Source organism: Flavobacterium aerium, from assembly GCF_030766725.1.
Lineage (GTDB): Bacteria > Bacteroidota > Bacteroidia > Flavobacteriales > Flavobacteriaceae > Flavobacterium > Flavobacterium aerium.
Map to the genome: position 1 here is coordinate 21,196 of NZ_JARQWR010000008.1, position 15,812 is coordinate 37,007.

A 15,812-nucleotide genomic window follows, 5' to 3' on the forward strand; every position below is an offset into this window, starting at 1 on the left:
TACACTCAATTTGGGTATTTGGCTGAATTTAAAGGTGATTTTGCACTTGGAAATCATACATAATAGAAAATTGCTTCTTTAATTCCTAATCTCAATAAACATCGAAACGTTGTTCTTTTGCTAATCTACAACCAAAAATAAATTATGAAAGAAAAACTACTAAATCGTTTAAAAAAATCAATAACTTGGTTAGAGTCAATACATTATAAATATTCACAAAAAAACATAGATGAATTAGGATATTCTTCACTATCACCAATTGATAATGGTGATGAAAATGGACATTATTCGAAAGCAATTATATGGGCTTTAAAAAACCGAAAAAAAGAAGATATTAAAAATATTGCGTTAACTGGTCCTTATGGTTCAGGAAAGAGTAGTATTTTAAAAACGTTTCAAAAAAACTATAAAGAAAATGACTTAAAATTTTTGAATATTTCTTTAGCAACATTCAAGGAAGAAAAACCTGAATTTGATCCAAACGGTAAAGAAATTAAAGTAGATAAAAAAGATTTATTAAGACTTATTGAGATAAGTATTTTAGAACAAATTTTTTATCATGAAGAAGATAGTAAAATACCAGATTCAAGATTTAAAAAAATTAAAAGTTACAGTAGAAAAAAAATAATTATTTATTCATTAGGCTATCTTCTATTTACATTAGCATTATACAATTATTTCAATAATTATTTCATTCAAAGTGTTTTTAAGAATAATGCAATTAATAGTGAAATTTGTGATTTTATTCATTACAGTAGTATACTAATTATAGTAATTGGAATATTTTTCATTATTATGAAATCTGTACGAATTATTAGTTCAATCACAGTTAATAAGCTTATTGTCCAAAATGCTGAAATTGGTATGGGAGATAGCACAAGTAAATCAATCCTTAATCATCATGTTGATGAGATTCTTTATTTTTTTTCTATCAGACCATATAATGTAGTTATAATTGAGGATTTAGATAGATTTCAAGAAACTGAAATTTTCACAAAATTGAGAGAACTTAATTTACTTCTTAATCATTCGGAAAAAACAAAAAGAAAAGAGATTGTCTTCTTATATGCAGTAAGAGACGATATGTTTACTGACAAAGAGCGCACAAAATTTTTTGATTTTATAATTCCAGTAATTCCAGTAATAAATTCTTCTAATTCAAGTGAAATTTTATTAAAAAAGAAAAGCCAATTTAAATATGCTTTAAGCGATAACTTAATTGAAGATATTTCATTTTTTATTGATGATATGAGACTATTACATAACATTTCTAATGAATTTTATTTATATAAAGAAAAACTTAACGGAAATTTAAATCAAGATAAACTATTCGGAATAATAACTTATAAGAACATTTATCCAAATGACTTTATGAAATTAAGTTATAATGAAGGTAGTTTGTACAAAATTTTTAATTCAAAGTTGGTTTATATAAAAAAATTAATCACTGAGATTGAAAAAGAAATTGAAGACATTAAACCTCAAATAATAAAATATGAAGATTTATTCATTAAAAACATTCGTGATTTAAGACTATTTTATGTAGTTAGAATTGTTGAAAAGTTACCCGGTTTTAAATCTTTTATTGTAAATAATCAAATATTGACCTTAGACGAAATTACTAAAGACGAGAACTTTGAATATTTGAAGACTTCTAATTATAGTTATAATCAAATTGTATATAACATAAACTATCGTAATGATAACATCAGAACACAAGTAGGTAATGTTAAAATCTCTGAAATAGAAAATCTAGTTGATTCAACTAAATCCTATGTTAATAGAGAAAATGAAGTAAATGATATTAAAGAAGGGAAAATCAACTCTTTAAAAGACAAAATTCAAGAATTAGAAAAAAAGAAATTAGAAATTAGAAATTCTAAGATTTGTGATCTATTAAAATCTAATAAATCATCTGACATAGAAATTGATGAAAATCTTAATAAAAACCTAATATTAATCCTTCTAAGAAATGGTTATATATCTGAGGATTATATAGATTATATTTCACTATTCCATGAAGAAAGCATAACACGATCCGATTATCAGTTCCATATAAGTGTTAAAAATGCTACAAAACTGCCTTTTGATTATAAACTTACTAAAATTAAAAAATTAATTCCAAAAATTAATCTAATTGATTTTGAAACTGAATTTATTCTAAATTTTTCTTTGATAGATCATTTATTGAAAAATCCAGTGCTTTACAAAAATCAAATTAATGCTATTTTTTCTAAATTAAAAGATGAGTCAGAAATATCAATAGAATTTATTAATGGTTATTATGATGTGTCAGAAAATTTAATTCAATTTATAAAAATACTTTCTGATAAGTGGAGCAATATTTGGAATTTTATTAGTAATAATGAAATTATTTCAGACTCAAATAAAGATAAATTCTTTAAAAGTATTATCGAATATTCAGATATCAAATCAATTATTACCATTTCAAATAAATCCAATCTAAAAAATAAAATCCTTTCAAATCCTGAATTCTTATCAATTACAGAAGATCATACAAAGCTTAAAAATATTATCAAAGAATTAAACCTTAAGTTCAATCATATTGATTTTGATAATTCATCAGTTGAAATGTTAGATTATATTTATCAAAATAATTATTATCAAATCAATACAGAAATGATAAAGTCAATTATTAAAAAATATGGAGAGTTTAACCAAGTAAGTTTTGATAATTCTAATTATGCAATGATTAAAAACTCAAAAGCAATTCAATTAATAGACTATATAGATAATAATATTAATGATTATATCAACGAGTCTTATACACAAATTTCAACAAACATTAATGAAGAAGAAATTCACTTAATTAATCTACTTAATAATGAAAAATTATTATTCGAAAACAAGGTATCAGTAATTGAACAGGTAGAAACTAAAATATCAAAACTGTCATCTATTGACGATAGTAATTTGTATGCAATTTTACTTGAGAAGAATAAATTAATAGCGACTTGGGAAAACTTATTATATAATTATAATAGCCAAGAAATAGTATTGAATGAAGATGAAGAAGAAACTGAAAAGGAAATTTCAGAATCAAGTATAGATTTTATAAACATCATAGAAAATGCTGAGGAATTATCAAAAACAAAATTACCAACAGAAATAAATATATACGGTAAATTTTGGAAAAAATTAATTCAAACTAATGAAGTAGACAACCAATCTTATGACTTTATCACCAAATCTAACCCTTGGTGGCATAGTGATTTAAATTTTTCTGAATTATCTAAAAATAAAATAAAGTCATTGATAAACAATAATTGTATTAATCCTGTTGCTTCAAGTTATATTACATTAAAAGAAAATTTCAATGGATTTAATATTAAATTATTTGAAAAAAATAAAACAAAATATTTTGAAATAATTGACGAAATTACATTTGATAGCAATGATTTAGAATTAATCTTAAAATCTCAAACTTTTAGCAATACAGAAAAATTAACAATTCTAAATTTATGCAGTGATGTAATTATAATTACAGATAATAATTTAATGCTATTGAGTTCAATAATACTAAATGATAATTCTTTTATTATACAAGACAATATTTTAAATTCTATTCTAACAAATAACTCAGTATCGACAATAAATAGACTAAAACTTTTCATTAAGAACGCTGATAAATATGATTTTACATTTATTGGATCATTTTTATCAAGTTTAGGTGGAAATTATTCTTGGATTAATGATAAAAGTTCAAAAGCTAAACTTCCTAAAAATCAAGAAAACAACCAACTTCTAAATATATTAGCCGAAAAAAAATATATTTCTTCATTCACAGAGATTAATTCAGATTACAGAGTAAATCATAAGAAGAAATAAAAAAACAGTTACTAACTAGCCGTTTGGCGAGATTGTTAATTATGTTGTGAATTCACATTTACATTTGGCAAGAAATTTATCTTAACAGAAAATACTCAATTTTAAACGCCTCAACCTTTCCATGTAACAAAACGTTATCTACAAAAAGAACTAAAAAACAATATGCCAGCAATTTCAATAGAAGTTAGAAAAGACCATAACCGAGAAGAAGTTGCAAAAATTATTGATGCAGTTCATTCTGCAATGGTAACTGCTTTTCAAATCCCGGCAGATGTAGTATGAATAAACTCCTTACCTGTTCGGTACAACAAATGTTACTTCAAAATGGGCATCACTAAAAATTACGTATCGTAAACGGGTTCTTTTTAAGCCGTAAGATATGTACCTATGGAATATTGCAGGTATATAGCTGTTGAAAATCTTTCCAGACAGCCTTCAAGACATCATATTTGCTTTTTATTTTTAGAATTCCAAATGATATATAATAAAAACAAAATGAGCCAGATACTAATTACAACTGTAATGAAAATAACCTGAATTGATGGATGCAGATAATTCGGTTTGTAAAACAATTTATCAAGTGTTTGTAATTTGTTTGTTAGCGCATCTCTATCAAAGGTATTTCGAATTGCATTTAGAGGTTCTTGATTGTTGTCTCTGTAATGAAAAGCATCTTTAGTCAAATTCTTTGCTACAATCTGCGTTTCAATATCGTATTTTTTAAGTAAAATAACCAGCTTATCGAAAGAATGAAGTAAAGAGTCCTGTTTGTATTTGTAAAGTAATTTATATCGTGTTACAGCATTCTGATATTTTTGCTTCGCCAAAGGAACTTTATGAATGGGTATAAATACATGCTGGTTCTCAAGAAATATACAAATATCCTGATCATATTGCGGGCTTACTTCTCGGCCCCTATATATAATTTCCGTACTGTCTTTTATTGTTTTTTTAGAAATAATTCTTTCGGTTAATGCTGTTTTGTCAAATCCTAAAGCATCAAAAATAGCGTCTTTCTTGCTATTTAATTTTTCGTAATTAACCGTTAGCACCTTTAATGTATCAATGCTATAATAATTAGATTTTATCGCAGAATATTCTTTATTTTGAGGATCTTGATAGATCGTATCTTTTAGTGCTATTACTGGATAAGGTTTTGGATATAAAATGTTTTCTATATTAAATAATTTCTCAGAACTGTAAGAAGTATATTTATATAAAAAGGGATTCAAAACATTGAGTAAAAGCTTGTCTTCATTATAATTTTTTTCAGATAATTCTTTTTTTAATTTGGTATTTAACCCGAAGCTATAGCTTATGAAAAAAGTAAAAGTGAGAAATGAAATCAGTAATAAAACGGTACCGATTTTTAAAACGTTTACTAGATTATACTTTTGCTTGGAATGATTTCGAAGTAAAAAAAACAGAAATAAAAGTAAAAATAAACCGCTTACAAAGAAGTGAGAAATTGATACATCATCATAAAACTTGAATCTATAATATTCAGTATAAATATTTATTTTCTTTAGTCCCTCAAACTTCAAATAACCATAAATGAAATAGGCTAAGTGTATTACTGCTAATGTAATTATAGATTTGGTTAGGAATTGCTTCAGTTTCTTGTCCATAAATTTGTTTTGAAAAGTACGATATGAAATTAAACAATTTTGGGAGTTATTGAAAGTATAATTAAAATTTATTGTTTTTTTAAATGGATCTTGTTTTGTAATCAGATAAGTCATAAAATATTGAGCTTCAAGTAGTGATAATTGTTAACGGATCTAAAATTAAAATACAAAATCAAAAGTTGAATTTTTTACTATATTTACTTCGAATCTGGCGTAATCCTGCTAAGGCAATAAACCATGGAATAGGATTAGTAACCAAGAATAAACAAACCTACTGGAAATAAACACTGTATAAAAAAATAATGAATGGGAAAGATTGATTTATTAATTATTGTAACTATAATCTCTTTGTTCATTTTATTATTACTTGTATTTTTTCTGGTTACAGTTAAAGCAAAGTACAAGACCAGTAATTTTCTTTTTGCTGTTTTTCTAACCCTAACAGCAATAGATTCCATTGATCCTTTATTAAACCTAGTCGTTAATAATCCTTCCAATCTGGGAATGCTAAGAAACACATTTGCTTTTTTGCAAATTCCTGTTTTTTATCTCTATGTATTATCCGTTTGCTATTCGGATTTTAAGCTTAAACCAAAATATATAATACACCTCCTTCCATTTTTAATTGGGAATATAATTCTATTGCCTCGTTTTTATACAGTAGATCTCGCTTCCAAAATTAGTTTTATTCAAAATCGTCAAGATATGATAGAACTGCAGTTTACTCATATTTTGTTTCATGTTCAGATTGTTATATATATTATTGCTGTTTTTATGATATTAAGAAAAGCAAAAAAACTATATCTAGAGAATTATTCAGGAGCGAGTATTGAATCCCTGAATTGGTTGTTTCAGTTTACTACAGTACTGACTATTTTATATCTGTTAGCCCTCTTAAAAAACATTTTTAAATTTTCAGATTACCCTTATATTTCTGAATGGATAAAAATTGGACTCATACTATTTCAGCTACTGATTATTTGTTGGTACTTGTTTAAAGCATTAAATAATCCAACCCTCTTTAGAAATATCGATTCAAAACTAAAATTGGTCAAGAATATCATTTCTGAAGAAAAAAATAATGAGCAATTAGTTCCAAATGAAAAGGAGTACAATGAAGAGTTGTCGAAATTAAAGGAGTATATGATTGAAGAAAAACCCTTTCTTAATCCTTCTATAACAATTCAAGATATTTCTGCAGCTATTGGAATTCCTGTTCGAGACTTATCTCTTTTGATTAATCATAAATTAGAACAACATTTTTATGATTTTATTAATGCCTATCGAATAGAGAATGCTATGGATATTTTGAAAGATAGTACAAAAAGTAAAGTAACTATTTTAGAAATTCTATACGATGTAGGTTTTAATTCAAAATCTTCATTTAATACAGCCTTTAAAAAACATACTGGAAATACGCCGACTGCTTATCGTAGAGGCTTGTAAAACAGTATTTTGTAGTTACTCGTACAAGTTACTTTAACCACTCGGTCTAATTCTTCATAACAAATGCGTCCGACTACTTTCATTCGGTCGCATAACGTTCATTTCTTTCTCAGATTTGTATCGAAATAAGTTTTTAACCTTAAAACGCGATACAATGAAAACTTCCTTAAAATTCTTAGCAACACTATTATTAATTACTAATTTTTCTTTTGGGCAAGAGGTAACTAAATATGGTTTTCTTACCGACAGTTTAAATATTGAAAAACAATTAGAAAAACATAAACTGCCAGGATTTAGTCTTGTTGTTTTTGAAAATTACAAGATTGTGTATTCTAATCAATTTGGTGTGAAATCAGCAGATTCAAAAGAAAAGATAAATAAAAACACTGCTTTTTCTACAGCATCAATTTCAAAGCCAATTACGGCCCTTCTTTGTTATATGCTTGAAGAGAAAGGATTGATTAATTTAGATGATCCAATAGACAAGTATTTAAAACGCTGGCATTTGCCAAAAAGTAAGTTTACGGAGAATAACAGCCCAACTTGGAGACAATTTCTTAATCATACGGCTGGTACCACTCAAAGTGGATTTGCAGACTATTATGAAGGAGATACAATCCCGACAATAAAACAAAGTCTTTTAGGACAGATACCGAGATATGATAAAGAAATTGATTTCTTGTTTACGCCAGGAACTAGTTGGGAATATAGCGGTGGCGGTTATGTAATTGTTCAAATGGCATTAGAAGATACTTTTAAGAAACCTATCGCAGAACTTGCAGCAGCGTATATTTTTAAACCTTTGGGCATGAAAAATACAACAATGATTCAGCCTAATGAAAAAGGATTTTTAACAAATGTTACTCTTGTTCACGATGAAAATGGAAAAGTTATTAGAACAGGTTTGCCAATCACACCACAAGTTGGAGCATCAGGAATGTGGTCGACACCAACAGATTTAGCGATACTTTCTATTGAGATTCAAAATGCTTTGCGCAACAAAAATAATAAAGTGATTTCTCATAGTATTGCAGAGAAAGTAACAGCAGTAACAGCTTTAAAAAATGCTGTTGGAGGCTGGAGTTACGGTTGGCAAAAATCTTTTGGTTATAACAACTATGATTGGTTTTCATGTAATGGGTCTAATACAGGGGTTGGAGGTAATATTCTTGCTACTATGACAGACGGAAATGGCGTTGTATATCTTGCTAATGGTGAGAAACCAAATCGTTTTCCTGTAATGAATAATACCCGAATAAAGATTTTGACACTGATGGACTGGAATGAAAAAAGAGCTAACGAAGATATTCAGGAAATACCATTAAGTCTAAAAGAAAAATTAATCGGGACTTATGACGATTTCTTATATGGACAGGAAGTGAAAACCAAAATAATAGAAAAGAATAATCGTCTTTATGTCGAATCTCCATTATTGGAACATTTTAAAGGGAAAAATGAAAATGAGTTACGCTATCTAAAAAATGGATTATTTAAAATTGTAGATTATCCTAATTTATTAAAATTTAATTTCAGTGATGGAAAAGTAAATTCTGTAATCTTGATAAGAGATAATATGAATACTGAAATCCAACTCATTAATGAAGAAAAATAACTATTACCAATCATTATTTAGCAATATGGTGGGGATAGAGTCAATAAAATAAGTTGACAACTGTAAATACAGGTTTAAAAGAATGTGACTGTCTATAGGATATAAAATCCTCATATAGACAGTCACATTTTTCGTTGGTAAGACTTTAAAGTTTTTTTGAGAATACGTCTTTAGAATCGTGTTATCAAGTATCAATTCTGTGACCGATATTTACGGTTTTAGAATTGGGATTTCTCGCCTTTCCTCAGTATGCTATTATGGAAAGATTTGAAATGCTATAGATTTAAAAGATACTACAAAATGCAAGAGAACTATTTTAGAGATTCTGTATGATGTAGGTTTTAATTCAAAATATTTTTTTAATACCACTATAAAAATAGATACGAAAAACAGGTTAGATTCTTGTTTTAAATTGTTGATTAATAGTATTTTGTGATTACTCGTACTAGTGTTTTTAATGATTCGTACTTATTTTTACAAACAAATGCGTTCGATTGCTTTTATTCGGTCGCATAAGATTAATTCCTGCCACATATTTGTATCGAAATAATTTTTAATCTAAAACACGATACAATGAAAACTCCATTAAAATTTTTAGTAGCACTATTATTAATAAGCAACTTTTCTTTTGGACAAGATTCCTTTAAAAAGATTGATTCATTAATAAAAAAGAATTATCAGAATAACCCAGATATAAGTATAAGTGTTGGTCTCATTCAAGGAAATCAAGAGTATTATACGGCTTATGGTAAACTCAGTAAAGAGAGTCAAATTGATGTTAATAGAAAATCGATATTTGAAATTGCATCTATTACTAAGATTTTGACTTCCAATTTAATTGCACAAGCTGCTATTGAGAAAAAATTAAAATTGGATGATTACATTGATGCCTACCTTCCTAAAGCGTATGTATTGCATAAAAACCTTACGAACAAAATAAAAATATCTGACCTTGCTTCTCATCAATCAGGTTTACCCGATATTGATTTTGGTAAACTATTAGAATTAAATCCACAACAGCCCATAAAAAGTGTAACTCAAAAGACATTAGCTGATATTGTAAACAATTGTAATGAATTAATTGATTATGGAAAATACCGTTATTCTACAATTGGTTATACATTACTGGGACAGATATTAGAAAGTGTATACGGAAAGAGTTATGATGAAATCATCAGAGAAAAAATAATAAAGCCTTTAAAGATGAACAATACCTTAACGAAAGACTTTGATGTAAAAAATAGAACTACGGGTTATAACCCAAATGGTGGTGTTCAGGAATTTTTCGAGTGGAATATTACGGCACCTGCTGGATTGATAAAATCAAATGCTTCTGATATGCTTCTGTTTTTAAAAGCAGTATTAAATAATGAAACTACGGTGGGTAAAGCTGCAATACTAACCGAAGAAATCTTTTATAAAAATGAAAATAGAGAAATGGGATTAGGTGTAAACATAATGACGGATGATAAAAATACAATTTATTTAAAATCAGGAGATTCAATGGGACAGTCTTCAATTATATTTTATAACAGGACTAAAAATTGGGGGGTTATTTTATTTCTAAATCAAAGAAACTCAAAAATAAGACAAAACTTATTGAATGAAATTTGTGATACGATCTTGAAATAAATAATCAAATCCAAATTCGGCAGGAGCCTTAAGAGGTCAAGCACCGAATAGTTATGTTTTAAAAGCATTTAATTTATATGAAACACATAGCTATTTTATGACACTCACTAAAACGTTTAATGCAAAATGGTGATTCTCTACGAATACAGGAACACTTAGTTACACTAAAGAAATTGATAATAAATATGACTTTGTGTTTTTTAAGCCAAAACCTCAAGTATATCTATATTCTAATAATACATTTTATGTAAATAAGCTGTTTAACCTACAATTATTGACTTGGTATTTGGGTGATTTGTATTCAGGACTATATCATCGTGAAAGTCGTGCAATAGTAACCGTTGGTATTGAAAAAGATTTCTTCAAAAGTGCATTAAAAATCAATTTTACAGCAAACGATATTTTTAATCAATATTTTAATTCTGGAGATTACAATGTCGGACAAACGAATATATATTATCATAGGACATATTCCAGTAATTACTTCAAATTAACAGCTACTTATAACTTTGGAAGCTTGAAAAAATCGACTTATAAAAATAAGACAACCAGCCAATCCGAGAACAATAGAGTTAATTAGTGATATCTGTTGATTTTATTTTGATTAAAAGATAAATTTATTGCTGTTATGATTAGTAAATTGTGAAATATTTTAGATTTTTACAATAAAAACAAATTAGTAATAGATGAGTCTAGTTTTTGGATGGTATAGCTTTAAAATAAAATCTTATACAGCAGAAGATTTAAAAATTAATAAAGAAGATTGGGGTAATTCGACATTTGAAATCCGTCAAAAAGTTTTCCATTTATTTTGGTTACCCCTCTTTAGTTTAGGAAAAATATATGTCTCCAGAAGACAAGGCAAACTATATGATTTACCAGAGTCAATTATTGCCATACTCAAAACAAAACAAAAAGTTAGAACCCCTTGGTATTCATATTTCATCCCCATATCCATAGTAACAGGGCTCATAGGATTTGGAGTATTTATATATGTTGCGGAATATATGATGAGAAGAAACACGTATGCAAACAACAAAGAAGTATATGAAATATCAGTGAATCATATCCAAAAAGAACTATCAGGATTATCCATCAATTCCTATATAAGAATAATCAATTCGAATAGACCCGATCGGGAAAAGGCTATTTTTTTAAAAGTTATAGAAATAAAAGACAATAAATATAATGTCCAAATAATAGAGGCAAAAATCCCACGCTATTCAAACGAGAAATATTATTTATATAAATTAAGATCAGACACATTAACTTTTACCAAAGGGGAATTACAAAAAGCGATTTGTAATGAATACGATGATTTTATAGAAAAGAAATCTTGTGGATTTAATTTTTTGGGTGGTAATGACAAATACATAATCGATGATATTCAATATTTTGACAGCCCTATAATAGAAGGAAGAATAGATTGGGATTTTTGGGATATAGTAAGAAGAAAAAGTTTTCAATACTCAGAGCAGTTTATAGGAGACAAAGAGGATCGTTCTTGGGTTATTAGCCTTGATTTTCAGAACTTTGGTGTTCCTGCAGATCTTGTGGAGATTAAAAATCTTGAGAATAACATCAAATGGGTAGATAGCCTTCCCATGAAATTTAATACTTATCAGTACTTAGAATACAATACCATTAAAGGAAATACCATAACGGAACCAAGTAAATTAAAATTCAAATCGATATTAATCTTTAAAGATTCACTTAATAAAAAACAGGAATATATAGTGGAAGGCAAGGAGTCATTTTTTACAATAAAAAAGAAATAATTACTTCTTAATTTTAATATTTAAGAATAAAACGAGTGAAAAAAATATATATTTGTTAGCGATATAATCAATATAATAAATAAGGCTTAAGAAATTTTATATTTTTATGAAGAAAAATAAGTTATCAGAATTAACCATTGAAGAACTGAATAACCAAAAGAAAACATTAAAAGGAATTCTAATTGGAATGAGCATTGTAATGCTTATTTTGATTAGTGTATTCATTTATTTAATTGTTAAAAAACAAAATTTCACATTGATTGCATTAGCCCCAGTTTTTCTATTTAGTTTTTTGCCCAGTATAATTCAATTGAGTCAAATTAATACTGAAATAAAATTACGTAATTCAAAATAAGTCGATACCCTGAAAATAATTGAAATGGAAAGTAATTGCCTAAATTGTGATACCCTTATAACTGAAAATTTTTGCAGCAATTGTGGGCAAAAAAAATACAAAAGAATAGATCGAAAATACTTAATGGATGAATTTCAATACTTGATCGTTCATACAAACAAAGGCTTTTTCTATTCTGTAAAAAATATTCTTAAGAATCCTGGAAAAACAGCAAGAGATTTTATCGAAGGTAACAGAGTAAATCACTATAAGCCTATTTTGTTAGCTTTTGTGTTAGGTGGTATTTCGGCTTTCATATCCTTTAAACTCAGTGGATTTAATGAAATATTAACGGAGTATTATGCACAGCAAAATTTACCATCTGCTCTTTCGGGGAAGGTAATGTCATTTTTGTCAAGCTATAATTCATTAATCATGTTACTATTAATCCCATTTATTTCAATTCTAACAAAATTGGCATTTAGAACATGGGGACAAAATTATTACGAACATGTAATCATGAATGCTTACATTCAGTCCTGTTATACAATTATTTCCATTATTATCATACATCCAATTTTATATCTTTTGAGACACAATCTCAATGCTTTTGTTTTGGTTACAAGTTTGTCACTGACGGTCATTCCTTTAATTATGGTTTGGTTTTACAAAGGGTTTTATAAAGAAAAAAGTTTGCAGTCAATAATTTTGAGAGTTTTGTTGATTATATTGATGGGAATAGCGGTTTACGTAATGTTAATAATGGCTATGGCAATTTTATTTGTTATATTTAGTGGACCAGAAACTTTTAAGGCTTTACAACATAAATAAAAAAATAATACCGACGAATGATGATTAAAAGATTGTCAGGGTATTATTCATTTTAAACTCTAAAAACGAACCCTCTTTAAATTTTTTAAAGAGGGTTCGTTTTTTAATACACCAAATGTTTTGTTTTAAGAAAGTCTATATCAAACTAAAAACATACTTTTGTTAGTTATCCAATCACTACAATAAAATGAAATTTTATGGATAATGAAAAATTTATTTTCTGTCTCGAAGCCGTTCCCGATGTTGAAATAGACAATGTTACACCGGTACTCAAAAAGTTAGAAGAACTCGCGTTAGAGCACGGTATTGGCAGTATCTATAAAACCTGTGATACAATTGAAGGATTAGAAGAAAGTCTAACAGCATTGCTTTATGATGACTATAATTTTAAAAATTATGAGATTATCTATTTGATAATGCAAGGAGAAGCAAATAATATATGTTTTAATGGATACTATTATAGCTTAGAAGAGATTGCCGAAATTTTTGAAGGAAGAATGAAAGGCAAGATTCTGCATTTTGCTAATGCAAAAGTAGTAGATCTGAACGAAGAAGAAGCCCAATACTTCTTGGATATTACTGGTGCACGTGCGATTTCGGGTTATGGTGAAGCCTCAAGTATGGTAACAAGTATCAATCTTGATAAAGCCTTCTTTAGCTTGTTTCAAGACGAAGAAGATGTAATCGAAATTGTGGAGCAATTGCATGAGAAATATTATGCTATCTGTAAGCTACTCGATTTTAGATTATATTACTAAGAACGGAATGTTTTTATAAAACTTCCCATTTACCCAATTGCTTTGCGATATCAATGGCGAGTTGTCCATGTTGAGTCATTAAGCCTTGTTCTATCATTCGTTCTGCTCGATCGATGTTCGGTTTACTCCATTTACTCTTTTTAGGATTCCTTGGCGTAAAAGTTAGATAAAAGCTTTCTGCATCTCGTTTTTTACACAAACTATCAATCCACCCAAAACATAAAGCTTCCTCTGTAGCATCATTGAGATTAACACTCTCGACTGTACTCTTTTTATGGTATAAGATTAACCAAACCGATTTTTCCGTCTGACAATTTTCCTGTAACCAATTTCTCCATTCCTTTCTGGTTATAGCATAGATTGCTAATTTCCCATCTTTTGTTTCCATAGCAACTTATTTAAATTAAAATATGACGTTTACGATTCTAGGTTAAATTATCCATTCTATACTCCGTTAAAATAAGAGCAGATTTTTGTAATACTAATGTAAAACTATTTTTAATGTAAATAATATACAATGTTGATTTGTAGTTTATTAAATGAATTAATTTGCGTTTTGTTTTACCTCAGAAATAAATGATCTACTATTCTCAGAATCTCTTTTGTTATGGATAAAATAATAGAATAAAGCACCGCCAAAATAGCATAAAACATCTAATCCATCTGCGGTATATTTGGAGGAAAATTGAGGCATTATCCACTCAAAGAGAATAGAAGTATAAGTAGCAATGAATAGAAGATAGGAAAGCGGATAGGTATAATGTTGATTTTTAACAACGAATTTACGAGTGAAAATTATGGCAATGTGGGCAATAACTGGAACTGCTATGCAATCCGTTAGATAAGAATTAAAGAAAGGTAGAGGTTGTTTTATATGCCGTAAAAGATGTACCACCAACCAAAGTAGACAATAACCCGTAAAGAAAATGTCAAATAAACGTTTCATTAGGCCGCAATTAATACGGCTGCAAAAAGGAGTAATGTACTGATGAACATCATTAAGGCAGCCATGTAAAAAATACTGTTTTTGATTAGTTTAACAATCCACCAATCATTGTCCTTTATCGGTAAAAACATATTTCGTAATTCGTCAAATGAAGCCGCTTCCTGTTCCTGATGTGTTGATTTATTTCCCATACCATATTAATTTAGAACAAATGTACTAATTTTTTAGAACAATAGTTCTAAATGAGCTTTTATTTTCATTTTAATAGTTTTAAATTTGTTGCATGGATACAAAAGCGATAATTCTTAAAACAGCACTGGAATTGTATAATGAGCTAGGAGTGAATACTGTTTCAAGCAGGCATATTGCTGCAAAAATGGGTATAAGCCCTGGGAATCTTCATTATCATTTTAAACATACAGACGATATCATTCAAATGCTGTACAATCATTTGGCAGTTAAATTTGATGCGATAATCTCTACTTTGGAATCCAATGAAGAGATTAGTTTTGATGTATTCCGAGAACAATCAAAAAGCTCTTTTGAATTAGTCTATGAATACCGTTTTATTTTTTTGCATTTTGTAGAAATCGGGATGCGTATTCCATCCGTGAGAAATGATTATTATGCCTTGACACAACGCAGAAAAAATGAATTTGTTTCGGTATTCAACCAACTGATTGCGAAAGGAATTTTTCGAGACGACCTTCCAGAAAGTATTATGGAAAATTTAGTTACTCAGATTTTTATTGTGGGGGATTTCTGGTTGTCAAACAATGAACTTACATTAAAATTAAAAGGAAACGATGCAGTAGAACACTATAGTAATGTGTTTTTCAATATGTTCTATCCTTATCTTACTTCAGTTGCAAAAGAGAATCTTATCCTCTAAATTTAATATTTGCCCTAAGTTGATTAGTTGCTGTTTATCAGTGTGTTAATTTTGTTTTTGATTACAATTAAATTATCATAATTCCCATTTATATAATTTGTTTTTA

Annotated in this window: 14 protein-coding genes; 10 read left to right on the forward strand and 4 right to left on the reverse strand. The window is 27.9% G+C overall.

What is annotated here, in order from left to right; genetic code table 11:
* Window positions 1-144: 144 nt before the first annotated feature.
* Window positions 145-3,849 (forward strand): YobI family P-loop NTPase, encoded by a 3,705-nt coding sequence (locus P6733_RS11850; protein WP_306353112.1) that lies wholly within the window; start codon window positions 145-147, stop codon window positions 3,847-3,849.
* Window positions 3,850-4,292: 443 nt separating this feature from the next.
* Here the strand turns inward: P6733_RS11850 and P6733_RS11855 are convergent, their stop codons facing one another.
* Complete coding sequence (locus P6733_RS11855; protein WP_306353113.1) at window positions 4,293-5,477, reverse strand: hypothetical protein; 1,185 nt, start codon at window positions 5,475-5,477, stop codon at window positions 4,293-4,295.
* Between the two features lie 306 nt (window positions 5,478-5,783).
* Between P6733_RS11855 and P6733_RS11860 the strand changes: the two genes are divergently transcribed.
* The 8 genes from P6733_RS11860 to P6733_RS11895 all read left to right on the forward strand — a co-directional run bounded on the left by P6733_RS11860 (window position 5,784) and on the right by P6733_RS11895 (window position 13,868).
* Complete coding sequence (locus tag P6733_RS11860) at window positions 5,784-6,923, forward strand: helix-turn-helix domain-containing protein (RefSeq protein ID WP_306353114.1); 1,140 nt, start codon at window positions 5,784-5,786, stop codon at window positions 6,921-6,923.
* 154 nt (window positions 6,924-7,077) lie between these two features.
* Window positions 7,078-8,535 carry a serine hydrolase domain-containing protein gene (locus P6733_RS11865; RefSeq protein WP_306353115.1) on the forward strand — a complete coding sequence of 486 codons (1,458 nt, stop codon included), beginning with the start codon at window positions 7,078-7,080 and terminating at the stop codon, window positions 8,533-8,535.
* 573 nt (window positions 8,536-9,108) lie between these two features.
* On the forward strand, window positions 9,109-10,167 hold the full coding sequence (locus P6733_RS11870) for a serine hydrolase domain-containing protein (RefSeq protein ID WP_306353116.1): 1,059 nt from the start codon (window positions 9,109-9,111) through the stop codon (window positions 10,165-10,167).
* A 172-nt stretch (window positions 10,168-10,339) separates the two neighbouring features.
* A complete protein-coding gene (locus P6733_RS11875) occupies window positions 10,340-10,747 on the forward strand; it encodes an outer membrane beta-barrel protein (protein ID WP_306353280.1) in 408 nt (135 codons plus the stop codon).
* A 106-nt stretch (window positions 10,748-10,853) separates the two neighbouring features.
* Entirely contained in the window at window positions 10,854-11,945 is a 1,092-nt protein-coding gene (locus P6733_RS11880) for a hypothetical protein (protein ID WP_306353117.1), read from the forward strand.
* 106 nt (window positions 11,946-12,051) lie between these two features.
* On the forward strand, window positions 12,052-12,300 hold the full coding sequence (locus P6733_RS11885; protein WP_306353118.1) for a hypothetical protein: 249 nt from the start codon (window positions 12,052-12,054) through the stop codon (window positions 12,298-12,300).
* 123 nt (window positions 12,301-12,423) lie between these two features.
* Window positions 12,424-13,110 carry a DUF3667 domain-containing protein gene (locus tag P6733_RS11890; protein WP_306353119.1) on the forward strand — a complete coding sequence of 229 codons (687 nt, stop codon included), beginning with the start codon at window positions 12,424-12,426 and terminating at the stop codon, window positions 13,108-13,110.
* 197 nt (window positions 13,111-13,307) lie between these two features.
* Window positions 13,308-13,868 (forward strand): DUF6642 family protein, encoded by a 561-nt coding sequence (locus P6733_RS11895; protein ID WP_306353120.1) that lies wholly within the window; start codon window positions 13,308-13,310, stop codon window positions 13,866-13,868.
* 13 nt (window positions 13,869-13,881) lie between these two features.
* Here the strand turns inward: P6733_RS11895 and P6733_RS11900 are convergent, their stop codons facing one another.
* The 3 genes from P6733_RS11900 to P6733_RS11910 all read right to left on the reverse strand — a co-directional run bounded on the left by P6733_RS11900 (window position 13,882) and on the right by P6733_RS11910 (window position 15,005).
* On the reverse strand, window positions 13,882-14,256 hold the full coding sequence (locus tag P6733_RS11900) for a YdeI/OmpD-associated family protein (RefSeq protein ID WP_306353121.1): 375 nt from the start codon (window positions 14,254-14,256) through the stop codon (window positions 13,882-13,884).
* A gap of 156 nt (window positions 14,257-14,412) precedes the next feature.
* Window positions 14,413-14,814 carry a hypothetical protein gene (locus P6733_RS11905; protein ID WP_306353122.1) on the reverse strand — a complete coding sequence of 134 codons (402 nt, stop codon included), beginning with the start codon at window positions 14,812-14,814 and terminating at the stop codon, window positions 14,413-14,415.
* Complete coding sequence (locus P6733_RS11910; protein WP_306353123.1) at window positions 14,814-15,005, reverse strand: hypothetical protein; 192 nt, start codon at window positions 15,003-15,005, stop codon at window positions 14,814-14,816. Before P6733_RS11910 ends, P6733_RS11905 begins: the two co-directional genes overlap by 1 nt.
* Window positions 15,006-15,097: 92 nt before the next feature.
* Between P6733_RS11910 and P6733_RS11915 the strand changes: the two genes are divergently transcribed.
* A complete protein-coding gene (locus P6733_RS11915; protein ID WP_306353124.1) occupies window positions 15,098-15,706 on the forward strand; it encodes a TetR/AcrR family transcriptional regulator in 609 nt (202 codons plus the stop codon).
* The last annotated feature ends 106 nt before the right edge of the window (window positions 15,707-15,812 follow it).